The 25,776-nt window shown below is 46.8% G+C and carries 22 protein-coding genes; 16 read left to right on the forward strand and 6 right to left on the reverse strand.

The features are described from left to right. The first annotated feature begins 27 nt into the window (after positions 1-27). From H7F27_RS01080 to H7F27_RS01140, 13 genes are all read left to right on the forward strand, one after another. Positions 28-1,353, forward strand: coding sequence for an LLM class flavin-dependent oxidoreductase (locus H7F27_RS01080; RefSeq protein ID WP_024123426.1), 1,326 nt, complete (start codon positions 28-30; stop codon positions 1,351-1,353). 13 nt (positions 1,354-1,366) lie between these two features. Continuing rightward, complete coding sequence (locus tag H7F27_RS01085) at positions 1,367-1,864, forward strand: GNAT family N-acetyltransferase (protein ID WP_095712643.1); 498 nt, start codon at positions 1,367-1,369, stop codon at positions 1,862-1,864. Positions 1,865-1,887: 23 nt separating this feature from the next. Beyond that, on the forward strand, positions 1,888-2,682 hold the full coding sequence (locus H7F27_RS01090) for an amino acid ABC transporter substrate-binding protein (protein WP_095712644.1): 795 nt from the start codon (positions 1,888-1,890) through the stop codon (positions 2,680-2,682). A 22-nt stretch (positions 2,683-2,704) separates the two neighbouring features. After that, positions 2,705-3,379, forward strand: a complete 675-nt coding sequence (locus H7F27_RS01095; protein WP_024123423.1) for an amino acid ABC transporter permease — start codon at positions 2,705-2,707, stop codon at positions 3,377-3,379. Between the two features lie 12 nt (positions 3,380-3,391). Next, on the forward strand, positions 3,392-4,141 hold the full coding sequence (locus H7F27_RS01100) for an amino acid ABC transporter ATP-binding protein (RefSeq protein ID WP_024123422.1): 750 nt from the start codon (positions 3,392-3,394) through the stop codon (positions 4,139-4,141). A 15-nt stretch (positions 4,142-4,156) separates the two neighbouring features. After that, on the forward strand, positions 4,157-5,299 hold the full coding sequence (locus H7F27_RS01105; protein WP_185848431.1) for a M20 peptidase aminoacylase family protein: 1,143 nt from the start codon (positions 4,157-4,159) through the stop codon (positions 5,297-5,299). Next, on the forward strand, positions 5,296-6,642 hold the full coding sequence (locus H7F27_RS01110) for an MmgE/PrpD family protein (RefSeq protein ID WP_185848432.1): 1,347 nt from the start codon (positions 5,296-5,298) through the stop codon (positions 6,640-6,642). The genes H7F27_RS01105 and H7F27_RS01110 overlap by 4 nt, the downstream gene beginning before the upstream one ends. 72 nt (positions 6,643-6,714) lie before the next feature. Further along, positions 6,715-7,824, forward strand: a complete 1,110-nt coding sequence (gene eutH, locus H7F27_RS01115) for an ethanolamine utilization protein EutH (RefSeq protein ID WP_095712648.1) — start codon at positions 6,715-6,717, stop codon at positions 7,822-7,824. 64 nt (positions 7,825-7,888) lie between these two features. Further along, positions 7,889-8,719 carry a DUF1206 domain-containing protein gene (locus H7F27_RS01120; RefSeq protein WP_024123418.1) on the forward strand — a complete coding sequence of 277 codons (831 nt, stop codon included), beginning with the start codon at positions 7,889-7,891 and terminating at the stop codon, positions 8,717-8,719. Between the two features lie 132 nt (positions 8,720-8,851). After that, positions 8,852-9,793 carry a DNA-binding transcriptional repressor DeoR gene (gene deoR, locus H7F27_RS01125; RefSeq protein WP_024123417.1) on the forward strand — a complete coding sequence of 314 codons (942 nt, stop codon included), beginning with the start codon at positions 8,852-8,854 and terminating at the stop codon, positions 9,791-9,793. Between the two features lie 105 nt (positions 9,794-9,898). Beyond that, positions 9,899-10,570 (forward strand): deoxyribose-phosphate aldolase, encoded by a 672-nt coding sequence (gene deoC / locus H7F27_RS01130; RefSeq protein WP_024123415.1) that lies wholly within the window; start codon positions 9,899-9,901, stop codon positions 10,568-10,570. Positions 10,571-10,662: 92 nt separating this feature from the next. Then, positions 10,663-11,844 (forward strand): nucleoside permease NupC, encoded by a 1,182-nt coding sequence (gene nupC / locus H7F27_RS01135; RefSeq protein ID WP_024123414.1) that lies wholly within the window; start codon positions 10,663-10,665, stop codon positions 11,842-11,844. Between the two features lie 28 nt (positions 11,845-11,872). Further along, complete coding sequence (locus H7F27_RS01140; RefSeq protein WP_024123413.1) at positions 11,873-13,174, forward strand: pyrimidine-nucleoside phosphorylase; 1,302 nt, start codon at positions 11,873-11,875, stop codon at positions 13,172-13,174. A 42-nt stretch (positions 13,175-13,216) separates the two neighbouring features. Here H7F27_RS01140 and H7F27_RS01145 read toward each other — a convergent pair whose 3' ends face one another. The 6 genes from H7F27_RS01145 to hutP form a co-directional block, all read right to left on the reverse strand. Beyond that, positions 13,217-14,644: an amino acid permease gene (locus tag H7F27_RS01145; protein ID WP_101859715.1), complete on the reverse strand. Its 1,428-nt coding sequence runs from the start codon at positions 14,642-14,644 to the stop codon at positions 13,217-13,219. A 76-nt stretch (positions 14,645-14,720) separates the two neighbouring features. After that, complete coding sequence (hutG, locus tag H7F27_RS01150; RefSeq protein WP_024123411.1) at positions 14,721-15,680, reverse strand: formimidoylglutamase; 960 nt, start codon at positions 15,678-15,680, stop codon at positions 14,721-14,723. Beyond that, positions 15,673-16,938 (reverse strand): imidazolonepropionase, encoded by a 1,266-nt coding sequence (hutI, locus tag H7F27_RS01155; protein ID WP_185848433.1) that lies wholly within the window; start codon positions 16,936-16,938, stop codon positions 15,673-15,675. Before hutI ends, hutG begins: the two co-directional genes overlap by 8 nt. A 12-nt stretch (positions 16,939-16,950) precedes the next feature. Continuing rightward, positions 16,951-18,609 carry a urocanate hydratase gene (gene hutU, locus H7F27_RS01160; RefSeq protein ID WP_185848434.1) on the reverse strand — a complete coding sequence of 553 codons (1,659 nt, stop codon included), beginning with the start codon at positions 18,607-18,609 and terminating at the stop codon, positions 16,951-16,953. Next, positions 18,606-20,132 carry a histidine ammonia-lyase gene (gene hutH / locus H7F27_RS01165; protein WP_185848435.1) on the reverse strand — a complete coding sequence of 509 codons (1,527 nt, stop codon included), beginning with the start codon at positions 20,130-20,132 and terminating at the stop codon, positions 18,606-18,608. The genes hutU and hutH overlap by 4 nt, the downstream gene beginning before the upstream one ends. 113 nt (positions 20,133-20,245) lie before the next feature. Beyond that, on the reverse strand, positions 20,246-20,692 hold the full coding sequence (gene hutP / locus H7F27_RS01170; RefSeq protein ID WP_127696305.1) for a histidine utilization transcription antiterminator HutP: 447 nt from the start codon (positions 20,690-20,692) through the stop codon (positions 20,246-20,248). A gap of 227 nt (positions 20,693-20,919) precedes the next feature. Between hutP and H7F27_RS01175 the strand changes: the two genes are divergently transcribed. The 3 genes from H7F27_RS01175 (at position 20,920) to H7F27_RS01185 (ending at position 25,764) form a co-directional block, all read left to right on the forward strand. Further along, positions 20,920-21,909: a Gfo/Idh/MocA family protein gene (locus H7F27_RS01175; RefSeq protein ID WP_185848436.1), complete on the forward strand. Its 990-nt coding sequence runs from the start codon at positions 20,920-20,922 to the stop codon at positions 21,907-21,909. A gap of 69 nt (positions 21,910-21,978) precedes the next feature. Then, on the forward strand, positions 21,979-23,400 hold the full coding sequence (locus tag H7F27_RS01180; RefSeq protein ID WP_185848437.1) for an arabinan endo-1,5-alpha-L-arabinosidase AbnB: 1,422 nt from the start codon (positions 21,979-21,981) through the stop codon (positions 23,398-23,400). Between the two features lie 159 nt (positions 23,401-23,559). Next, complete coding sequence (locus H7F27_RS01185) at positions 23,560-25,764, forward strand: AAA domain-containing protein (RefSeq protein ID WP_260627311.1); 2,205 nt, start codon at positions 23,560-23,562, stop codon at positions 25,762-25,764. The last annotated feature ends 12 nt before the right edge of the window (positions 25,765-25,776 follow it).

Below are 25,776 nucleotides of genomic sequence, written 5' to 3' on the forward strand. Positions count from 1 at the left end.
AAAAAACATTATAAAAGGAGTAACGTCATGACAAGCAAAAAGAAGCAAATCAAATTAGGAGTTTTTCTTGCGGGGACCGGACATCATGTTGCGTCTTGGCGGCATCCGGACGCGCCTGCGGATGCGAGTATGAACTTGGATTATTTTAAAGAGCTGGCGAGAACAGCGGAGCGGGGCAAGCTGGATATGCTGTTTTTAGCAGACAGCCTGTCAATCGACAGCAAATCTCATCCGAATGTGCTTACAAGGTTTGAGCCATTTACTTTGCTCTCAGCTTTGGCGCAGGTGACTTCAAGAATTGGCCTGACAGCGACAGCTTCTACTACTTATAGCGAGCCGTTTCACATTGCCAGACAGTTCGCCTCACTGGATCACCTGTCCAACGGCCGTGCCGGATGGAATGTCGTGACCTCATCCATTGAGTCAACAGCGCTGAATTTCAGCGGGGAAAAGCATCTCGAACACCACTTGCGCTATCAGCGGGCAGAAGAATTTGTCGAGGCCGTAAAGGGGCTTTGGGATTCATGGGAAGAGGACGCCTTTATCCGCAATAAAGAAACAGGTGAATTCTTCGATAAAGAAAAAATGCACGAGCTCAACCACAAAGGAGATTATTTCTCAGTCCGCGGGCCTCTGAACGTTTCAAGAACGCCGCAGGGCCAGCCGGTCATTATTCAGGCGGGCTCATCAGGGGATGGGAAAGCGCTGGCTGCCAAAACGGCTGAAGTGATTTTTACGGCGCAAAACCATTTAGAATCGGCACAGGAATTTTATCAATCAATTAAAAAGCAGGCAGCCGAGTTTGGCCGCGATCCTGAGAAGATCGCGATCATGCCGGGCATTTTTCCGGTCATCGCAGACACTGAAGAAGAGGCGCGGGCTAAATATCAAGAGCTTCAAGATTTAATCATTCCATCTGTCGGTCTGCAAATCCTTCAGAATTATTTAGGCGGAATTGATTTGTCTGCATATCCGCTTGACGGGCCGCTGCCAAAGCTTGACGCGGATGCATCAAACGCGGTGAAGAGCCGATTTAAGCTTGTTCAAGAAATGGCTGAACGAGACAATATGACAATACGTGAGCTTTACAAATACGTTGCAGGCTCCAGAGGCCATCACATTTTTGTCGGAACGCCGGAACAGCTTGCCGACAAGATGCAGGAATGGGTGGATCATAAAGCTTGTGACGGATTTAATATCATGCCTCCGCTCCTTCCGGAAGGAATTGAACTGTTCGTTGACAAAGTGGTTCCGATTTTACAGGAGCGCGGCGTGTTCAGAAACGAATATGAAGGCACAACATTGAGAGAGCATTTTGGTTTAGAAAAACCGGTAAACCGTTATGCGAAGTAAGGAGGAACGCTCGATGAAGACGCAATATCGCCTCGCAGCTGAACGTGATGCCGAACAGCTTCTCGAGCTGACATGGCGCGCCTACGAACCGATTCGAAAGCTCGGCATTCGTTTTGCCGCGGCCCAAGCGGATCTGGATCTGGTCTTAAACAATATCCGAAAAAACGCCTGTTACGTCATGGAAGAAGACGGGCGGATCATCGCGACCATCTCCTTACGAATGCCTTGGGGACAGCAGCCTGGACCATATGGCGTTCCTCATATCTGGTGGTTCGCTGTTGATCCTGAAACCGGGCAAAAGGGAGTCGGGACAAAGCTGCTTCAATGGCTTGAGCAGACCATCCTGCGCGATACGTTAAAGGTTCCGTTTGTATCGCTAGGAACAGCGGATAAGCACCCGTGGCTGATCGAGATGTATGAAAGAAAAGGATATGTCCGAGCAGGCGAGAAGGATCTGGGCAAAGGACATATGACAGTCTATATGAAAAAACAACTGCGACATGACCTATAAAAGATAAAAGGCGGGAAAATCAAATGAAAATGAAAAAATGGACTGTGCTGTTAGTTGCTGCGTTATTAGCCGTGCTATCAGCTTGCGGCAATGGAAACAGCAGCAGTAAAGAGGATGACAACGTACTTCATGTGGGTGCGACCGGACAGAGCTACCCGTTCGCTTATAAAGAAGACGGAAAGCTGACAGGTTTTGATGTAGAAGTAATGGAAGCTGTTGCAAAGAAAATCGGCATGAAACTGGACTGGAAGCTGCTCGAATTCAGCGGTCTGATGGGAGAGCTTCAAACAGGCAAGCTTGACACCATTTCCAATCAGGTAGCGGTGACAGATGAACGCAAGGAAATGTACAACTTCACAGAACCGTACTCTTATGCAGGAACACAGATTGTCGTCAAAAAAGACAACAACGACATCAAATCAGCAGACGATTTAAAAGGAAAGACAGTAGCTGCTGTTTTAGGTTCAAATCACGCGAAAAATCTTGAAAGCAAAGATCCTGACAAAAAAATCAATATCAAAACATACGAAACACAAGAAGGCACGCTGAAGGATGTCGCATACGGACGTGTGGACGCTTACGTAAACAGCCGAAGTGTGCTGATCGCGCAAATTAAGAAAACAGGCTTGCCGTTGAAGCTTGCCGGAGATCCGATTGTGTACGAGCAAGTCGCATTCCCATTTGCCAAGGATGACGCGCACGACAAGACCCGTAAAAAAGTCAATAAAGCGCTCGATGAACTGCGCAAAGACGGAACACTTAAAAAGCTTTCAGAAAAATATTTTAACGAAGATATCACAGCAGAACAGAAGCATTAAGAAACGGCGGTGAACCACCAGAATGAATACGATTGATTGGGAATTCATGATCTCTGCATTCCCGACTTTAATTCAGGCCCTTCCGATTACATTGTTTATGGCTGTAGCAGCTATGATTTTTGCGATTATCGGAGGACTTATTCTCGCACTCATTACAAAAAACAAAATTCCAGTGCTTCATCAGCTGTCAAAGCTGTATATCTCATTTTTCCGGGGCGTGCCGACACTTGTGCAGCTGTTCTTAATTTATTACGGGCTGCCGCAGCTGTTTCCGGAGATGAGCAAGATGACAGCTCTCACAGCTGCCATTATCGGTTTAAGTTTAAAAAACGCCGCCTATTTGGCAGAAATCTTCCGCGCCGCCCTTAACTCTGTTGATGAAGGGCAGCTGGAGGCGTGCCTGTCTGTCGGTATGACGAAACTTCAGGCTTACAGACGAATTATCCTTCCGCAAGCAGTCAGAAATGCGATACCGGCAACGGGTAATACATTTATAGGCCTCCTAAAAGAAACCTCATTGGCATTTACTTTGGGTGTCATGGAGATGTTTGCGCAAGGTAAGATGTATGCATCTGGAAATCTGAAGTATTTTGAAACCTATTTGGCGGTTGCGATTGTCTACTGGGTTCTTACAATCATTTACAGCATCCTGCAGGACTTGTTTGAACGCGCCATGAGCAAGCCATACCGGACTTAGAGGTGAAATCAGTTGATAAAAGTAAAAAATATTCGCAAAGCGTTTAAAGATCTGGTCGTGCTGGACGGAATCGACCTTGAAGTAAAACGCGGAGAAGTGGTAGCGATCATCGGTCCGTCCGGTTCCGGAAAATCAACGCTTCTTCGGTGCTTGAATCTATTGGAGCGCCCCAATCAAGGCATCATTGAAATTGGAGAAGCCAAACTGAACGCGGAAAAGTTTACACGCAAGGAAGCGTACCAGCTCCGTCAGCAAACGGCCATGGTCTTCCAAAATTACAATCTGTTCAAAAATAAAACCGCCCTGCAAAACATTACTGAGGCTTTACTCACGGCTCAAAGAAAATCACGAGATGAAGCGAACCGCATTGGGATGGAGATTCTGAGGCAGGTCGGTTTAGAGCATAAAGCTGACAGCTACCCGATCACAATGTCCGGAGGCCAGCAGCAGCGAATCGGCATCGCGCGGGCACTTGCGGTCAATCCGCATGCGATTTTGCTGGATGAACCGACTTCGGCGCTTGACCCGGAGCTCGTGGCGGGTGTGCTTCAGGTCATCAAATCGATTGCGGAAAAACAAACAACAATGATCATCGTCACCCACGAAATGGCATTTGCAAGAGAGGTTGCTGATAAAGTGATTTTTATGGCAGACGGCCATATTATCGAGCAGGGAACGCCTGAAGAACTGTTTGACCATCCGAAAAACGAACGGACGAAACGATTTATCAAGCAAGTGGGAGAGCCTGCAGAGCTTATATAGAAGGGAAGAAGAAGAATGGCCGAAGAAACGTTTCATACACGTTTAATCAATATGCGGCGTGACCTTCATGCACACCCTGAACTTTCATTTGAAGAGTTTGAAACGACAAAAAAAATCCGCCGCTGGCTCGAGGAAGAACATATAGAGATTCTTGAGGTTCCTCAATTAGAAACAGGTGTAATTGCGGAAATCAAAGGGCAGTCAGACGGACCTGTGATCGCGATACGAGCGGACATTGATGCGCTCCCGATCCAAGAACAAACGAACCTGCCGTTTGCCTCTAAGATTGACGGCGCGATGCATGCGTGCGGGCATGACTTTCATACAGCTTCCATTATGGGCACAGCCATTTTGCTGAATAAAAGAAGAGACGAGCTGAAAGGCACGGTCCGCTTTATCTTTCAGCCAGCGGAAGAAATCGCCGCAGGAGCAAGGAAAGTCATAGAAGCAGGCGTGCTGGATGATGTTTCTGCCATTTTTGGCATGCACAATAAGCCTGATTTGCCTGTCGGCACCATTGGGATAAAGGAAGGTCCGCTCATGGCAAGCGTTGACCGGTTTGAGATTGTTGTGAAAGGAAAAGGCGGACACGCCGGCATTCCCAATAACAGCATTGATCCCATAGCAGCGGCAGGCCAAATGGTCAGCGGTCTGCAATCTGTGGTCAGCCGCAACATCAGCTCACTGCAAAACGCGGTCGTCAGTATCACAAGATTACAGGCAGGCAGTTCATGGAACGTGATTCCGGACCAGGCTGAAATGGAGGGCACCGTTCGCACCTTCCAAAAAGAAGCGAGAAAGGCCGTTCCGGAGCATATGAAACGAGTGGCTGAAGGAATCGCCGCGGGCTACGGGGCACAGGCCGAATTCCGGTGGTTTCCTTATTTGCCGTCCGTTCAGAATGACGGCACGTTTTTGAACGCGGCGTCAGAAGCTGCGGCCCGGCTTGGCTATCAAACGGTTCATGCGGAGCAATCTCCGGGCGGAGAAGACTTCGCTCTGTACCAAGAGAAGATCCCGGGATTTTTTGTGTGGATGGGAACGAACGGTACAGAGGAGTGGCATCACCCGGCGTTTACATTGGATGAAGACGCACTGCAAGTTGCATCCAGCTACTTTGCTGAGCTGGCTGTTATTGTACTGGGGTCAATCAAATGATCCAAACAGAACTGACAGCAGGTCTTGCTGAGGCCGTAAGATTATCACAGCCTGAGAACGCCACTGACGCGATGCGTGAAGCCAAAAAGGGATTGCTCGATTTTACAGCCGCATCATTTGCCGGAAAAGAAGAAAACGGCATTCAAAAGCTTTTGCATCTGATCGAAGAGGAAGGCGGCACGCCCCTTGTCCCTATTATCGGACAAGGGAAAAAGGCAGCGCCATTACAATCTGCGCTGCTCAATGGATTTATCGCCCATGCGCTGGATTTCGATGATGTCCATTCCGATGTAAGGGGACATCCGAGTGCAGTTATTTTGCCGGCACTCATTGCTTCAGCTGCCGCTCGAGAAAGTGACGAGCGGCTTCTTGGCGCTTATATTGTCGGTGTGGAAGTAATGGCAAGGCTTGGGGAGTCGATTGGCAGCCCGCACTATGAAAAAGGCTGGCACAATACGGGAACGCTCGGAGCCATAGCCGCCGCCTGTGCTGTAGGATACGCGGAGGAACTCACTCAAGAAGAACTGGAAAAAGCAATCGGCTTTGCCGCAACGCAGTCTGCCGGAATGAGGGTGCAATTCGGCACAGAAATGAAACCGCTGCACGCAGGGCTGGCAGCTCAATCAGGCTTGCTTGCTGTTAAGCTGGCCCAATCTGATGTTGGAGGCTCTCGTACGGCACTGGATGGAGAAAAAGGTTTCTTCAGCCTATACGGTGATGTAGACAAGGCTCAAACCACACTGTTAAGCCATTGGGGCGAACCTTGGAGAATCGTGAAGCCAGGTTTATGGTTTAAAATCTATCCATTTTGTTCTGCGGCGCACCACGCGGCAGATGCCATTCGCGAGCTTATCTCTCAGGAAGCCATTTCTGCTGACAATACAGAACGGATTGAAGTCGTTTTTCCGCCTGGCGGAGATGCTGCATTAACGGCAAGATCACCAAAAACAGGAGAGGAAGGCCGCTTCAGCGTTGAATATGTCATTGCCCTTGCCCTGCACGGACAGAAGCTGATTGCTGACCATTTCAACAGCGAGCCAATACCAAATCATATGCAGGCCGCAATGCGTCATATTCAGCGTGTGTATGACAATCGCATTCAGCCAGCCTCTCAAGCGGTTCCGAAAGGCCGTTTCACCATTGTTCGGGCGTTTTTATCAGATGGACGCATATGTGAAGCGCGGGTGGACTGCCCGAAGGGAGCTCCCGGAAACGGTCTGTCTGAAGAAGATGTAAAAGAAAAATTAAAATCAGCGCTGCCAAGTGATGTGCAAAAAGCATCGCATATCATAGAGGCCATTGAGTGCGCTGACATGAAAGAATTTATATCGCATTTAGATTAGAACCCGCCTCTCATCCCCGCCTTCAGATGATATGATAAAGCCAAATCATACGTTTGAAAAAGGAGAAAGGCCATGACGGTAAATGATGCGGTTGTATGTATTCTGGCAGTTTTTTTATTATTGGGAGCAGCCGATTATTGCTTGGGAAACAGGTGGGGGCTTGGCGAGCGGTTTGCGGAAGGCTTTAAGGCCATGGGGCCGCTTGCGCTGTCAATGGTCGGGATTGTGTCGCTGGCGCCAGTGCTTGCGGCCATACTGATACCCGTCGTGTCTCCGGTCTATGCCGCCATTGGCGCAGACCCTTCCTCCTTTGCCAACACCATTTTGGCCATTGATATGGGGGGCTATGCGCTGGCACAAGAAATGGCGAAAGATCCGGACGCCGGCTTGTTTTCATGGGTATTTCTGGGGACAATGATGGGGCCGGCGATCGTATTCACCATTCCCGTCGCTCTTGGCATAATTGAAAAGCAGGATCACCCCTATTTTGCAAAAGGCATTTTAATCGGACTGTGCACTGTGCCGATCGGATGCTTCGCAGGCGGGTTAGCTGCGGGATTTGAGATGGGATTGATCCTGAAAAACATTCTGATTCCAAGTCTTTTTTCTGCGGTTATCGCTTTTGGACTTTGGCGCTGCACCGACAAGACAATCCGCGTATTTCACGTTTTCGGGAAGGCTGTCAGTATTGTTGCGATCATTGGGCTTGTTGCTGTCTCAATTGAAACAATGACAGGCATTGTATTAATACCTGGCCTCGAAAAGATGGAAACAGGCATACAAACCGTAGGCACCATCGCGGTTGTATTGGCGGGCGCTTTTCCGCTGACAGCTTTTATCACAAAAGCTTTTGAGAAGCCGCTCCATACATTAGGCAGGCTGTTACACTTAGATCAGGCAGCGACAGCGGGAATGGTTGCTTCTTTGGCACATCTTATCCCCATGCTCGCCTTATTAAAAGACATGACGCCGAGAGGAAAGGTTATCAATGTCGCGTTTGCGGTCAGCGCAGCCTTTGTGCTCGGCAGCCATCTCGGCTTTGTGACGGGAATGAAGAAAGAAATGGCAGCGGCCATGATCGTCGGGAAATTAGCTGGCGGCATTACGGCTGTCGCGGCAGCTGCGTGGACGACACCCGCCTATACGGCCAAAAAGCAAAGACACGATTCTCTTGAAGGATAGTCTGTTTCAATTCTCCTCATTCGGGAAATGATACAGTAACGTTTCCGGAAAGAGGGTTGGGCACATGGATGCGAAGGACCAGTGCATCTCTAAAATAAAACAGGAAACCAAGCCTTGGATACAGCGATTCGGAAGGCTTGGTTATTTTACATTCGGCGGCGTTTTTATCTTGCTCGGCATTCTGGCATTGATGACGGCTGCCGGAGCTGGCAGCGGGGCAAAGGATTCAAGCGGAGCGCTCCAAACCTTATCACGCATGCCATACGGATCGATTCTGCTTTTCTTCATCGGGATTGGACTCATCGGGTATGTCATATGGATGGTGCTGAGTGCGATTAAGGATACAGAGGGCCATGGCACGGGAAGACGGGGCCTGTCGCGAAGAACAGGAAATTTATTCAGCGCCGCCGTATACGCATCGATTGCCTGGAATGCTCTTCGGTTTGTCTTTGATCATGGAAGCGGCAGCACTTCAGAACAGACGTGGTCCGCTTATGTATTGGCGCAGCCGTTTGGCCAGTGGCTGACGGGACTCACAGGAGCGGGCTTTATCCTATTTGCGATGGTTCAATTCATGAAAGGTATCCGGGCTTCTTTTATGAGAGAATTCGATACGTCAAAAATGAGCAAAGAAATGATATGTATTGCAAAAAACACAGGACGCGCAGGCAACATCGCCCGTGCCATTATTTTTTCAGCCATTGGCTTCTTTCTCATAAAAACCGCTCTCACCTCTGATCCGGACGACACAAGAGGCTTTGACGGGGCGCTCGCCGAACTCGCGCAGCAGCCGCATGGCAGAGTGATTCTGATCTTTTTGGCGTGCGGGCTTGTGTTATATGGAATATACGCCATCATGAAAGGCATTTATCAATATATGAAGTGGGAAAAATAAGCTCTGGGCAGATCTGTGCCAGAGCGTTTTTCAGTTTCTTGCAAATCAGGTGGATGAAAGCTGTTGCCAGCCTGTATAATAAAAGCAAATCAAAAGCAGGTTCACCATGAACTGATCCAAGGGAGGTGCGGAATGGATCGGGAAAAACAACAATTAAGCATAGAAGCGGCAAGGCTTTATTATCAGTCTGACTACAGTCAGCAGCAAATCGCAGAGCAGCTCAGCATTTCGAGGCCGACCGTTTCCCGATTGCTGCAATACGCAAAAGAAAAAGGATTTGTCCAAATTCGCGTGATGGACCCTTTTGAGGATTTAGATGCGCTCGGTTCCATGCTGGAAGAGAAATACGGGCTTCTCGAAGCGCACGTTGTGTTTTCTCCGACACCGGACTATGCAGCAATCACACATGGCTTGAGCCGTTACGGTGCAGAATATATGCATGAAACGGTAAAAGACGGCGACATCGTCGGCGTCAGCTGGGGAACCACCATGTATCAGATCGCGCAAAACATGCAGCCAAAGCAGGTAAAAGGCGTAGAGGTCGTCCAGCTGAAAGGCGGCATCAGCCATTCCCGGGTAAACACCTATTCAGCTGAAACGATTCAGCTGTTTGCAGAGGCTTTTCAAACGATGCCGCGCTATCTTCCGCTTCCCGTCGTGTTTGATAATGCGGATGTGAAGAAAATGGTGGAGAAAGACCGTCATATCGAGCGGATCATTGAGATGGGCAAGCAGGCGAATATCGCTCTTTTCACGGTGGGAACAGTCCGTGACGAAGCGCTGTTATTCCGGCTCGGCTATTTTAACGAAGAAGAGAAAGCGTTGCTGAAACATCAGGCTGTCGGAGATATCTGTTCGCGTTTCTTTGACGAGGAAGGGAAGATTTGCAGCACCGCCATCAATGACCGGACCATCGGCGTCGAGCTTGAGGATCTGAGGCTGAAGGAACGCTCTATATTAGTGGCCGGCGGAAGCCGAAAAGTGTCCTCCATCCATGGTGCGTTAACAGGAAAATATGCCAATGTGTTAATCATTGACCAGCATACCGCAAGGGCACTTGTTAATGATTTGTGACACCTTCAGACCGTTCGCTGAACAAAATTTCAATTACCAATTTACATATGTTCAAAAGTCGGGTATGCTAAAAAATATCTTAACAAAAAAGGAAGTGTGCGAAGGATGACATTAGCCAATAAAATTGATCATACAGCTTTGAAACCGCATACACAAAAAGCGGATATTTTGAAATTAATAGAAGAAGCGAAAACATACAAATTCGCTTCTGTATGTGTAAACCCGACATGGGTGCAGCTGGCTGCAAAAGAGCTTGAGGGAACAGGAGTTGACGTATGTACAGTCATCGGCTTCCCGCTCGGCGCCAACACAACAGAAACAAAAGCGTTCGAAACGAAGGATGCGATTTCAAAAGGCGCCACTGAAGTGGACATGGTCATTAACATCGCTGCTTTGAAAGACAAAGAAGACGACGTGGTGGAAGCGGATATCCGCGGTGTGGTGGAAGCTGCAGCCGGAAAAGCGCTTGTCAAAGTTATTATTGAAACATGCCTGCTGACAGATGAAGAAAAAGAGCGTGCATGCCGTTTAGCGGTTTCTGCGGGAGCGGATTTCGTGAAAACCTCAACAGGCTTCTCAACAGGCGGCGCAACGAAGGAAGATATCGCTTTAATGCGCAAAACAGTAGGCCCTGATATCGGCGTAAAAGCATCCGGGGGTATCAGAACGAAAGAAGATGTAGACACGATGATCGAAGCAGGTGCAAGCCGCATTGGCGCAAGCGCAGGTGTTTCCATTGTAAAAGGAGAGAACGGAGCCGGCGGAGACGATTATTAAGAAGCAGACGGAAGGCAATACGCTTTCCGTGCCCTTCTTTTCTTTCCGGGGAAATAATAATGTAAGCGAATACAAATAAAGGAGAAACACATATGAAGTATTTGATTGGGATTATCGGTTTAATCGTGTTTTTAGGCCTTGCGTGGATCGCGAGCAGCGGCAAAAAAAGAATTAAGATCCGCCCAATTATTGTCATGCTCATTTTGCAGTTTATTCTCGGTTACATTCTCCTTAATACGGGGATCGGGAATTTTCTCGTAGGAGGATTTGCACAAGGATTCAGCTACCTGCTTGGCTATGCGGCAGAAGGAATCAACTTTGTGTTTGGCGGTTTGGTGAATGCGGATCAATCGACATTCTTTATGAACGTTCTCTTGCCGATTGTATTTATTTCAGCACTCATCGGGATTCTGCAAAAATGGAAGATCCTCCCGTTTATTATTAAATACATCGGCCTTGCCCTCAGCAAGGTTAACGGGATGGGAAGACTGGAGTCGTACAATGCTGTTGCATCTGCGATTTTAGGGCAATCAGAAGTATTTATCTCCTTAAAGAAAGAACTCGGTTTACTGTCACAGCAGCGGTTGTATACGCTTTGCGCTTCTGCGATGTCAACCGTATCCATGTCAATCGTCGGCGCTTACATGACGATGCTGAAGCCTGAATACGTCGTAACGGCTCTTGTATTGAACTTATTTGGCGGTTTTATCATTGCCTCTATTATTAATCCTTACGAGGTCGCAAAAGATGAGGATATGCTCCGTGTAGAAAATGAAGAAAAACAATCCTTCTTCGAAGTGCTCGGAGAATACATCTTAGATGGTTTCAAAGTAGCGGTTGTTGTCGCAGCGATGCTGATCGGATTTGTCGCGATTATTGCTTTGATCAATGGTATTTTTAACGCTGTACTCGGTATTTCCTTCCAAGACCTGCTTGGATATGTGTTTGCTCCATTCGCTTTTCTTGTCGGTATTCCATGGAATGAAGCTGTTAACGCCGGAAGCATTATGGCAACAAAAATGGTATCGAACGAATTTGTCGCCATGACGTCTCTTTCGCAAAACGGTTTTCATTTCAGCGGCCGTACAACAGCGATTGTCTCAGTATTCCTCGTTTCGTTCGCGAACTTCTCTTCCATCGGTATCATTGCCGGTGCTGTAAAGGGTCTGAATGAAAAGCAAGGAAACGTCGTTGCTCGTTTCGGTCTGAAATTATTATACGGTGCCACGCTGGTCAGCTTTTTAACAGCGGCAGTTGTAGGTCTGATTTACTGAACATAATCGAAAAGGATCGGTGACTATAATGAGAATGGTAGATATTATCATCAAAAAACAAAACGGAAAAGAACTCACCACAGAAGAAATCCAGTTTTTCGTGAACGGCTATACGGACGGAAGCATTCCTGATTATCAGGCAAGCGCACTTGCCATGGCGATTTTCTTCCAGGATATGAGTGATCGTGAACGTGCGGACTTAACAATGGCTATGGTGAACTCCGGTGAAACGATTGATCTTTCTGCCATTGAAGGAATTAAAGTGGATAAACATTCAACCGGCGGCGTCGGCGACACGACAACACTCGTGCTTGCACCGCTTGTCGCGGCTCTTGATGTGCCAGTTGCCAAAATGTCCGGCCGCGGCCTCGGCCATACGGGCGGAACAATTGATAAATTAGAGGCGATCGACGGGTTTCACGTGGAACTGTCAAAGGAAGAATTTATTAAGCTAGTGAACCGCGACAAGGTTGCCGTCATTGGCCAAAGCGGCAACTTAACGCCAGCGGATAAAAAACTGTACGCCCTGCGTGATGTAACGGGCACGGTGAATTCCATCCCGCTTATTGCTAGCTCCATTATGAGCAAAAAAATCGCTGCCGGAGCGGACGCGATCGTGCTTGACGTAAAAACGGGAGCGGGCGCCTTCATGAAAACAGAGGAAGATGCGGCTGAACTCGCGAAAGCAATGGTACGAATCGGCAACAAAGTCGGCCGCCAAACGATGGCTGTCATCTCCGACATGTCCCAGCCGCTCGGCTTTGCGATCGGAAATGCGCTTGAAGTGAAAGAAGCGATTGACACGCTCAAAGGCGAAGGCCCTGAAGACCTGCACGAGCTAGTCTTAACACTCGGCAGCCAGATGGTCGTGCTTGCGAAAAAAGCAGGTACATTAGACGAAGCAAGAGCAAAGCTTGAAGAGGTCATGAAAAACGGCAAAGCGCTTGAGAAATTCAAAGATTTCTTGAAAAACCAAGGCGGTGACAGCTCGATTGTTGATGATCCGTCTAAGCTTCCGCAAGCGGCTTATCACATTGATGTGCCAGCCAAAGAAGCGGGTGTCGTCTCCGAAATTGTCGCAGACGAAATCGGCGTCGCAGCCATGCTGTTAGGTGCCGGACGCGCCACAAAAGAAGACGAAATCGATTTAGCCGTCGGCATCATGCTCCGCAAAAAGGTCGGCGACAAGGTTGAAAAAGGCGAACCTCTCGTTACGCTCTATGCCAACCGGGAAAATGTCGATGAAGTCATCGCGAAAGTATATGACAATATCCGTATCGCAGCGGAGGCGAAGGCGCCGAAGCTGATTCATACGTTAATTACAGAATAAAAATAAAGCACATCCCATCCTGAGTGGGGTGTGCTGTTTTGATTAAAGGATGTGATCAATCGGATATTCCTCTTGTCCGATTTTTTTTGCTTTCGTAAGATTTCTTCTGAAATAGAAGATGAGATAGCATAGGATGATACAAGGGATTCCGCAGAAGAGAGCGATTCTTTGATTGGGATCAAAAGCGAGACCGATACAAGAAGCTGAACATAATAAAAGAGCGGCTATAGGCAGAAGAGGATAAAGCGGTGTGCGAAATGTCAGATCTTTTACATTCCCCCCTTTTTTAAGAAATCTCTTTCGGAACAAGAGTTGAGACAGCGCAATGCTCATCCAGACCACGACCCCTGCAAATCCAGCAATCGCTACCATCACCACATAAACAGTTCCAGGCGCCACAATACTGGAAACGAGAGATAAACAAGATACAGCCATACTGATGATTAAGGCATTTAGTGGAATGCCTTTAGATGTGACTTTTTTAAAACGAGCGCTGATCATGTTTTCATTTGCTAACGACCACAGCATACGGGTTGAGGCATATAGGCCTGAATTGGCAACGGACAGCAAGGCTGTTAATATAACAAAATTCATAATATCTGCGGCGTACGGGATACCGATTTCTGCAAATACTGCTACAAAGGGACTTTCAATTACTCCTGCTTCTTTCCATGAAATCAGTCCGGATAATACGAAGACGGCACCGATGAAAAAAATGACTGTCCGCCATGCGACATTACGGATGGAACGCGGAATATCCTTTTGAGGATTTGCGGATTCTCCTGCTGTGACTCCGATTAATTCTGTTCCGGAAAAGGCAAAACTCACAGATATCATGGCGATAAATACAGCGAGAAAGCCGTTCGGAAACAATCCTCCATGACCTGTGAAATTTGAAAACATAGGGGCATCAGCCGTCCCGTTTAAAGAGATCAAGCCAAACATGGCGGCGCCTCCTAAAATGATAAATAAAATGATGGTGACAATCTTCACGCTCGAAAACCAAAATTCAGTTTCCGCAAATAATTTGACTGAAAATGCGTTGCATACGAAAAGGAGAGCTGCAAAAATCGCACTCCACATCCATACGCTGCTGTCAGGAAACCAGCGCTGCATGAGAATACCGGATGCGGTAAATTCTGAACCTACCGTCACCACCCAATTCACCCAGTACATGATGCCGACCATAAAACCGGTAGATGGCCCGATGAATGTTGTGGCGTATTTTTGAAAGGAACCGGTCACCGGCATGGCGACCGACAATTCACCGAGACATTGCATGACGAGGTACATCATCAATCCGCCGATTAAATAAGCGAGTATCGTACCGCCGGGACCGGCTTGGCTGAGCGTATAGCCCGTACTGAGGAAAAGCCCTGTTCCTATGACGCCTCCCAATGAAATCATAAATAAGTGCCTGCTTTTCATTGTCCGTTTTAGCTGATGGCCGCTTTTCTCTTGAAGACCCACCGTTTCGTCCTCCTTTTAGCTGCCGTTTATCAGGCAGATGAGTTTTCTTGTAACCAAAATACAACCTGCCGGAAGATCACTTGAATCGGGAGCGTTTCATTCCTTTTAATGCGTGTAACAGAACGTGAGCTGCGGCTCTGCTTGTCATATCTCGAAAATCGAGGGTGGGATCAACTTCAACGATTTCGATCCCTGCGACATTGGGCTCTTGTGCGATGTACTTGATTGCTTCGAGTAATTCGTCTGTATAGAGGCCGCCCGGGCCAATCGCTGGACAGCCGGGGGCATGGGACTGATCTAAGACATCCATATCAACAGATATGAAAATGAAGTCTGTTCTAGTTTGAACGGCAGGCAGGATCTCTTTAATGGTCGGGATCAGTCCTTTTTCACGAATCATTCCCATCGTGCGGATGTCCACGTGATGATTTTTCGCGTATGTTTCATAAGCCAGGCTGTTGCTGAATTCTCTGATACCCAGTTGAATCAAATGCTGGCCTTCTATGATCTCTTCATCCAAAAGGCGGCGGAAGGGGGTGCCGTTTGTCGGCCCTCCGTCCTCCGTGTTCCGCACATCATGATGGGCATCAAATTGAATAACGGCTGTCGTTCCTTTCGTTTGCGCAATCGCTTTTATGGTGGAGTAGCTGATGGAGTTATCTCCCCCGAGTATGAGCGGTACCCAATCTGGGTGATCTGAAAGCAGAGCATGCATGGTTTGGAAGATTTGATCATGTGATTTCACGATATCAGTCACATGAATATCGACATCCCCCAGATCATAAAGAAAATCTGATACGACATGTTCCCCAAGCTCCGCAGAATAAGCCGATGAATGCTTTAGAGCCTGGCGGATTGTTCCGGGGGCAAAGGAAGCGCCGGAATGACTGATGGATGATTTTGATAAGGGGACACCTATCAGCGCCGGCCCCTTAATGCCTTGGCCGTCCCATTTTTCTATCAGATCGCTCATTTTCGTTACATCCCGGTCTTTAAACGATGAACCGGCCTCTCTGAGAAAAGGGTATTTATCCAAGAATGGCTCCCTCCCTGTTGACAACAATTGTTCCGTTTTTCATGACTTGATGTACATGATTGACGCCGTAGTGATACGGAATATACATGTAATTCGAGGCTTGCCAAATGACAAGATCAGCTGAGCGTCCAGCTTTGAGCTGCCCTGCTTCTTCGCCTTTTCCTATGGCATATGCGGCATTGACTGTGACCGCGTGCCATATTTCTTCTGCTGTCATTTTCAGATGAAGCGCGGCAATCGACATGATCAGCTGAATATTTTCAGTTGGGGAGCTGCCCGGGTTAAAGTCCGTTGCCAGGCTCACACGTACGCCCGCATCAATCATGTCTCTTGCCCTGGCATATGTGTGTTTGCCGAGATAAAATGTCGTGCCCGGCAAGAGGACGGCGATGGTTCCTGATTCAGCCATTTGCTGTATGCCTTCATCTGAGGCGCCCACCAAATGATCGGCTGAGACAGCTCTTAGCTCAGCCGCTAATTCAGCTCCTCCAAGAGGATCAATTTCATCAGCGTGGATTTTTAATCCGAATCCCGCCTCAGCCGCTTTTTTTAAGTAACGTCGGGATTGACTGACTGTAAAAACGCCTGTTTCTGTAAAAATATCTGCAAAGGCTGCGAGCTCTTCCTCTTTTATTTCTGGCAAGAGATCCAGCATGCGATCTAAATATTCATCGGGGCTGTCCTTATCTTCAGGAGGAATGGCATGAGCTCCCATGAAAGTGGAGACAAGGTCAATGGGCTGGCTCTCATGCAGTTTTTTCACGACACGCAATTGTTTCAGCTCTGTATCTTTATCTAAGCCGTAGCCGCTCTTCACTTCAGCCGTGGTCGTGCCGTATGACAGCATTCTTTGCAGATGAAAACGGCCTTTTTGCAGCAGCTCTTCTTCTGAGGCGGCCCGGGTGTCTTTGACAGTGGACAAAATACCGCCTCCCTGCGCCAGAATATCTAAATAGGGGATGCCCTGAAGCTTTAGATTCATCTCCTTTTCCCGAGATCCGCCAAATACAAGATGGGTATGCGGATCGACGAGGCCCGGCGTTACAAGCCGTCCCGAACAGTCAATGATGTCGTCTGCCTCGTAATCGGCTTCAGTCCCTTTTTTTCCGGCGAACACAATCTTCTGTTCGTGGATTCCGACAACAGCGTCTTCGATCACATGAAGATCCTGCATGCTTTTGCCCGCGCGCGGGCCGCTGCTTTCCATCGTCAAAAGCTGACCGATGTTGATGAGAATCGTATCAATTTGTTTCGGCATGTTATCACTCCCTTATTTTTGCATCGGCACGATAATGTCCTGCTTCTTCGCTACTTCAACGGCACGTTCATAACCCGCATCCGCATGGCGGATAATGCCCATCCCTGGATCGCTCGTTAAGACCCTGGCGAGCCGTTCGTCAGCCAGCTCACTTCCATCGGCAACGGCGACCATACCGGCATGCAGAGAATAGCCCATTCCGACGCCGCCGCCATGGTGGAAGGAAACCCAGCTTGCACCCGCGGCCGTGTTGACAAGCGCATTGAGCACAGCCCAATCGCCGACAGCGTCACTTCCATCCTTCATCGCTTCAGTTTCCCGGTTTGGAGAGGCGACAGACCCGCAGTCCAAATGATCTCTCCCAATCACGACAGGCGCTTTTAGCTCCCCGTTTCGGACCAATTCGTTAATGGCAAGGCCCATCTTTTTTCGTTCTCCATATCCAAGCCAGCAAATGCGGGACGGCAAGCCTTGGAACGTGACTTTTTCCTGCGCCATATCGATCCAGCGGTGAAGGGCCTTGTTTGCCGGGAACAGTTCTTTTAATAACGCATCCGTACGGTAAATATCTGCCGGATCACCGGAAAGCGCCGCCCAGCGGAATGGTCCTTTTCCTTCACAAAATAAGGGACGGATGTAAGCAGGGACAAACCCCGGAAAATCGAAGGCATTCTCCAGGCCTTCATCTTTAGCAACTTGCCGGATATTGTTGCCGTAGTCAAATACAATTGAGCCCTTTTGTTGAAATGCCAGCATGGCTTCCACATGTTTTTTCATGCTTTGTTTCGCAAGGCGCACATAAAGGTCTGGATTGTCTTGGCGCAAGCGATCGGCTTCATCAAGTGAATAGCCCTCGGGAACGTAACCGATTAATGGGTCATGGGCAGACGTCTGATCGGTGACGATATCAATGGTGACGCCGCGGTTCAGAAGGGTATGGTGAACCTCTGAAGCGTTTCCGAGAAGAGCGATGGAGAGAGGTTTTCCTGCCAGCTTTGCCTCTTCAGCCCACGCTAAGGCTTCCTCAATCGACGCAGTTTTACGGTCACAGTATTTCGTTTCAATTCGTTTGTCGATTCGTTTTTCATCAACCTCGACGGCAATCACAACTCCGTCATTCATCGTGACAGACAGCGGCTGGGCGCCTCCCATTCCGCCGAGACCTGCTGTCAGCGTCAATGTCCCTTTTAAGGTTCCTCCGAAATGCTGTCTCGCGAGCTCAGCGAAGGTTTCATACGTTCCTTGCAAAATGCCTTGTGAGCCAATGTAAATCCAGCTGCCAGCTGTCATTTGCCCGTACATCATTAACCCTTTTTTCTCAAGCTCGTGGAAATGCTCCCAGTTCGCCCACTTTGGAACAAGAACAGAGTTTGCTAAAAGCACGCGCGGTGCCTGCGGGTGCGTACGGAACATGCCAACGGGTTTTCCGGATTGCACGAGCAATGTTTCATCATTTTTTAATGTTTTCAAGGAATGCTCAATGGCGCGAAATGCACCCCAATCCCGAGCGGCTTTGCCAATCCCGCCGTATACGATTAGGTCCTCGGGCTTCTCGGCGACATCTGGGTCAAGGTTGTTGCGAAGCATCCGAAGCACCGCCTCTTGTTCCCACCCTAAACATTCAAGCTCTGTCCCCCGGTTGGCACGGATTGATTTTTTTACATCAGTCATATGTTCATCCCCCTCAATTCTTCGTTCTGTTGATATGGTAATAAAGATTCCTTCTTCAGCCAGGCAGTCAAGCGTTCGATGTCATAGGAAAAAACGCGGTCCTGCTGAATGGACGGCACGACTTTTCTCATTTCTTGAAAAAGCTGTTTGGTGTAGGACGCTGCATGTTTTATGCCTCTGTATTCAACAGCCTGCAATGCGCAAATCGCTTCAATCGCAATGACTCTTCTCGTATTCGCGATCACCTGATAAGCATGCCGAGCGGCGATGGTTCCCATGCTGACATGGTCTTCTTGGTTGGCGGATGACGGAATAGAATCCACACTTGCGGGATGGGCCAGTGTTTTATTTTCAGAAACAAGCGAGGCAGCGGCATACTGCATGATCATTGCACCGGATTGCAGACCGGGATGAGGGCTTAGGAACGGCGGCAGGTCATTCAGCTGCGGGTTCACAAGGCGCTCTATCCTGCGCTCTGCGATATTCGCAAGCTCTGATACTGCGATTTTTAGAAAATCCATGGCAAAGGCGATCGGCTGCCCGTGAAAGTTTCCGCCAGAGATGACTTTGTCACCGTCATTGAAAATAAGAGGATTGTCTGTAGCTGCGTTCATCTCAATCTCTAATTTTTCCTTCACGTAGCCTAACGTCTGCCAGGTCGCACCGTGCACTTGCGGAATACAGCGCAATGAATATGCATCCTGGACACGCAGTTCTCCTTGAGAGGTCGTCAGGCTGCTGTCAGATAGATAAAAACGGATTCGTTCTGCGACATCGATCTGCTCCTGATAGCCGCGGGCGGAGTGAATATCCTCGTCAAACGCATCGATAATCCCGCGGAGCCCTTCAATCGTTAAGCTGGCAATGCGCTCTGTTTGGTAGGCTAGTTTTTCCGCTTCAATGTATGCGACCACACCCATAGCGGTCATAGCCTGTGTGCCGTTAATCAGGGCAAGCCCTTCCTTGGATGTCAGCGCTACCGGCTGAATGCCGGCTTTTTTCAAGCCTTTCATTGCCGGCATCCTTTCTCCCTCAAAAAAGACTTCTCCTTGCCCGATCAGTGCAAGCGCCAGATGGGAGAGCGGCGCCAGATCCCCGCTTGCACCAAGTGATCCCTGCTGGGGAATGACAGGATGGACACGTTTATTTAAAAAAGCAAGCAATTGCTCAATCAGCTCAGCACGTACACCGGAAAACCCTTTTAACAGCGCATTGGCGCGCAAAAGCAGCATTGCCCTGGAAACACACTCAGGAAAAGGATCGCCGACTCCGCAGGCATGAGAAAGAATTAAATTCAGCTGCAGCGCCGCCGAGTCTTCCTTCTGAATCAGGACATCACTGAATTTGCCAAATCCAGTTGTAATGCCGTATATTGTCTTCTCTTCGTGAACAATCCGCTCCACTGCCGCTCTGCTTTTTTTCACACGCTCCATACTTTCTTCGGAAGCCGCTGTCTCTTCAAAATCAAACAGCACTCGCGCGACGTCGGCTGTTGTCAATGAAGAACCGTCTAATGTCACCATAAGCCCAACTCCTTTGTCTTTACTTTGGTAAAGCGCCCATACAAAAAGGGGGCTATGCTGTGAAAATCTGATTTCACGCATAGCCCCCTATCGTCTAAGATCTATGGGCTGTTTCATATGTGATTAATTCCAACGCCGAATGTTTCATGCTCAAGTCCTTTAATCGGCGCCCCGATTGTTCCGTAAAGCGAGACAGCAATCCAATCGCCTTCCGCTTCGCTTTCATAAGGATTTCCCCTCAAAACGGCGAACCTCAGGCCAACCGTCCGAAGCAGTGATCCAAGCAGCATTTCACCTCTGGTCACGCCATGTAAAGCCTCCATCGTCGCATGATAAAGCGCATGTGACTCACGGTAACCCTCGGATTGAATGACTCCGCTCTTTTTGGAAGCGGTTTCAATTGCGGCTACTACTTTATGCGCGTCCATTGATCCTACCTTGCCGAGACAGACCTTCCATCCATCTCGCTCCAGCTCCTCGACCTGTGAACGTTCTTCAGCTTCATGAAGCAGCAGAAGAACAGACAGCCGGCCGATCCGGCGCTCTTTGTGCAGTGTCATATGAATCACTCAATTCCTAAAAATTCTGATAACTATTAACTGAGTATTATATTAATTGTTTCAGCAATAGAAGTCAAAAGTTTTTTTACAGTCTTTAACAAGTTAGATTGGTATTGTGATATCGTGACGCAGAAATCTAGCACATTGCACACCATAGCCAGACAGGTGTGCGGGCGGCTGCTGTCGTACTCTAGATATGAGTTCAAATAGAAGGGGAGCGAAGTGCAGTGAAGAGCTTACATTGGGGAATCATCGGCCTTGGCGCAATCGCCTCAGATTTCGCCAAAGCGCTGAGAGAAGTAAACGGAACGGTCTATGCTGCAGGGTCACGAAGCTTGGATAAAGCCAAGGCGTTCGCCAAGGAGCATCATGTGGAAAAAGCCTATGGCAGCTACGAAGAACTGCTGCTAGATGAGAGTGTTGATATTGTCTACATTGCCACTCCGCATTCAAACCACTATGAATATATGATGAAAAGCCTTCAGCATCACAAGCATGTTCTTTGTGAGAAGGCCATTACCGTCAATGCGAGACAGCTAAAGGAGATCATCGGTTTGGCTAAAGAAAAACAGCTTATTGTATCTGAAGCGATGACCATCTACCATATGCCGCTGTATAAAAAACTCCGGGAGATCGTAAAGGCGGGTCGCATCGGGCCCCTTAAAATGGTTCAAGTCTCCTTTGGAACGTGCAAGCCATACGACGTCACAAACCGGTTCTTTAATCAGGAACTGGCTGGCGGCGCACTCTTAGACACAGGAGCCTATGCGCTCTCGTTCGCAAGATATTTTCTCACGAGCCAGCCGAATGAGATCCTCAGCACGGCCAAGCCTGCTGATACAGGTGTAGACGAGCAGTCAGGCATCATCCTAAAAAACACCGACAATGAAATGGCCGTCATATCGCTGACCATGCGCGCAAAAATGCCAAAAAGAGGCGTAGTCGCTGGAGAAAACGGCTTTATCACAGTCGACGATTTTACAAGGCCGGACAAAGCACTCATTACGTACGCCAATGGAAAAACAGAGGTGATTGAAGAAGGAGAAACTGCAAAAGGGTTGAACTATGAAGTAGAGGATATGCAAAATGCAATCCTGCATCAAACAGGCAGCCAAACCATCAGTCTCTCCCTGGATGTCATGAGCATCATGGACAATGTAAGACAACAGTGGGGAATCACCTACCCGTTTGAATATGAAAACATCCGGCCTTCCTAAAGAGCCGGTGTTCCTTCATAAAATGTAAACGCTTAAAAATTTAATAAAAAAGAGAGGCGAACTGTACAGATGTTCAACCGATTGTTCCGTGTATGTTTTCTTGCAGCTCTTATCATGGCCTTAACCCTGCCAAACGATATCCATGCACAAAAGGCAGAAAAACCCGTCTTTAAAGAAGTCAGCGTCCATGATCCTTCCATCATTGAGACGAACGGCAGCTTTTACGTTTTCGGATCTCATTTAGCTTCAGCGAAAACAAATGACCTCATGCAATGGCAGCAGCTGACTGGCAGTGTCAGCAACAATAACCCTCTTATCCCCAATGTCTATGAAGAATTAAAAGATACCTTCGAATGGGCGCAATCCGATACCCTGTGGGCGGCTGATGTCGCGCAGCTGGCGGACGGCAAATACTATATGTACTACAACGCCTGCCGCGGTGACTCACCAAGATCCGCCATGGGAGTGGCCGTCGCTGACAACATCGAAGGGCCCTATAAAAACAAGGGCATCTTTTTGAAATCAGGCATGGAAGGCACAAGCAATGACGGAACACCGTATGACGCAACAAAACACCCGAACGTCGTAGACCCGCACACCTTTTTTGATAAAAACGGCAAGCTGTGGATGGTGTACGGTTCATATTCAGGCGGCATTTTCATCCTGGAAATGAATCCGAAAACGGGCTTCCCGCTCCCTGGACAGGGGTACGGCAAAAAACTGCTCGGCGGCAACCACAGCAGAATCGAAGGCCCATATATCCTCTACAATCCAGACACCAACTACTACTACTTATACCTATCATATGGCGGTCTAGACGCAACAGGCGGCTACAACATCCGTGTCGCCCGCTCCAAAAAACCAGATGGCCCGTATTATGACGCAGAGGGCAATCCAATGATTGATGTCAAAGGCAAAGAAGGCACATTCTTCGATGACCGCTCCATTGAGCCGTACGGCGTCAAACTCATGGGCAGCTATTCATTTGAAACAGAAACTGAAAAAGGAGCCGGATACGTCTCACCGGGCCACAACTCAGCCTATTATGACGAAAAAACCGGCCGTTCCTATTTAATCTTCCACACCCGCTTCCCGGGCAGAGGTGAAGAACACGAAGTCAGGGTCCACCAGATGTTCATGAACAAAGACGGCTGGCCGGTAGCAGCGCCATATCGATACGCAGGTGAAACACTGAAAAAAGTAAAGCAAAAAGACATCACAGGAACATACAAACTCATCCAGCACGGAAAAGACATCTCAGCCGACATCAAAAAAACCATCAACATTCAGCTCAACAAAGACCACACCATTTCCGGGGAAATGACCGGAACGTGGAATAAAACTGGAAATGACGCAGCCGAAATCACGTTAGCCGGCAAGACGTATAATGGCGTATTTTTACGCCAGTGGGATTCGGTGAGAGAGAAGAACGTGATGACGTTTAGTGTGTTGAATGGCAGTGGTGAGGCTGTATGGGGAGTAAAATTATAAGTTAAATTATGTTTGAGAACCTTTTCTTGATTTAAGAAAAGGTTCTTTTCTTACTTACTACTCTAATAGGTATTTTGATAATCTCTTATTAATTTTGTATACTATAACAAAAAATAACAATTTTATATAGATAAATAAGATGTTTTTGGAGGGAATAATTTGTCGGGTGTAAGCATTGAGGTAGGTAATACAACATATTCTGAGCAAATTAAAGAATGGCGATTATCTAAACGTGATAATGCTAAAATAATTGTTCATATTACATTGAAAAGTGGAATGAAGAAAAGTGAAGAGTTAGATAGGTGTATAATTAGACCTGTTCGAGAAATGGCCATTAACAAACAAGAACGACTTGTTTTAAAGGGAAATGTAAAAGCGAATATTGAAAACGTTATAATATATGGAGATAAATATGCCGTTTTGAATTTTAGTGGAAATGATCAGAAATATATTTATAAAGAAAAAGATATTGAAAAGATTACTTTGGGTAATGCAAAGTTTAAACATTTATTAGATTATTTTGGATATATAGCAGCTGTTAAAGATAAAACACAAAATGATATCCCACCTATTTTGGAAGGTGAAATTCAGCGTATGCCATTGAGAATAGAAAGTGCTCTCTATGCTTATTTTTCGAAGGAAAGTCGAGCATATAAGGATTCAGAGACACTCCTTTTTCCTTTTGGTTTAAACCTAAGTCAGATCCAGGCAGTTCAATCTGCTTTTTCTTCTCAAATAAGTGTAATTGAAGGCCCTCCTGGTACGGGAAAAACACAAACTATTTTAAATCTAATCACTAATTTAATGATGAAAGGAAAGAATGCTGCGATTGTCTCAAGTAATAACTCTGCAGTTGACAATGTTAGAGAAAAAATGAAGAAAGCAGGCTACGATTTTCTTCTTGCATCATTAGGTAGCCAAGATAATCAAAAAAAATTCTTTGAGAAACTTCCGGAATCTCCTCAAAATATAGCCGAATGGAAGATTGAGAATGAGAGAGAATCAGAGTTACTGAAAAGCCTCTTAAATGATGTAGAATCTATTAAAGAACTATTAAAGTTACAAAACAGACAAGCAGTAATAAAACAGCAAATAAAAGACCTAGAAACAGAGGAAAAATATTATAAACAACATTTTGATTCATTAGAAACAATAAAGCCAAAGCTTTTACCCTTTTATAAGTTTAATAATTCTAAGATTCTAAATTTTATGGTTGATGAAGTACTCAACAAACAAAACCGTATGAACTTCTTTAAGAAAACAAAATATCTTTTCTACTATGGATTATATGACTTCAAACAAATAGGGGACAGTTTAAATAAAGAGAAAATGCTTTCTCAACTCCAATATCAATTCTATAAGCAAAAACTAATTGAATTAAATACCGAGTTAAGTAAAATAAATCAAATGCTACATGCCAAAAATTTTGACGCGCTAAGTAATCGAATTCAAAATTACTCTACATTAATTTTCAAAAATTATATACATAATAAACAAAAAACGATTAAGAAAGAGATTTTTGAGCACAAGAAATATAAAGATGCAAAGCAGTTTGATCGATTTATAAATCGATATCCTATTATTCTGAGTACTGCATTCTCTTTAATGAAATCAATTCCAGATGGTTTCTTATTTGATTACTTAATTGTAGATGAAGCCTCACAGTTAGAATTGATGCCAGGTATCCTTGCTCTAGGTTGTGCTAAAAATGTAATTATTGTTGGAGATACAAAACAACTACCTCACATACCAGATAAGAACATATCAAAGGGAGAAATGGGAATCGAACCTTGCTTTGATTATGTAGAAAATAGCCTGCTACATTCAATTTTAAAAGTATATGAGAATAAAATTCCCGTTACTTTGTTAAAGGAGCACTATCGTTGCCACCCTATGATCATCAAATTTTGTAATGAACAATATTATGAAGGCAATCTCATTCCGTTGACTAAATATGATGAAGTAGAGGATTCTTCAATTATTTTAATAAAAACCGTTAAAGGAAATCATATGAGGTTCCAAGGCGGACGACACAATGTTCGTGAATTGGATTCTCTTGAAGAGGCAACGATTAGAGAGAAGGTTTTCCCACATGATTTTGATGATATTGGATTTATTGCTCCTTATAGAGCCCAGATACAAGCAGCTAATCGTTATATGAGAGAAGAAATTATTAAAGATACTGTACATAAGTTTCAAGGAAGAGAATGTGATGGGATTATTTTCTCCACAGTACTTGATGATAAGGGTGGTAAAAAGGATATTGAATTTGTTGATAGTGCCACTTTAATAAATGTAGCTATATCGAGAGCAAAAAAAACGTTTTGTTTTAGTATCTGCCGTCGATATTTTCAAGAGAAGTAACAAAGAAATCTC

Source organism: Bacillus sp. PAMC26543 (genome assembly GCF_014250375.1).
GTDB lineage: Bacteria > Bacillota > Bacilli > Bacillales > Bacillaceae > Bacillus > Bacillus halotolerans.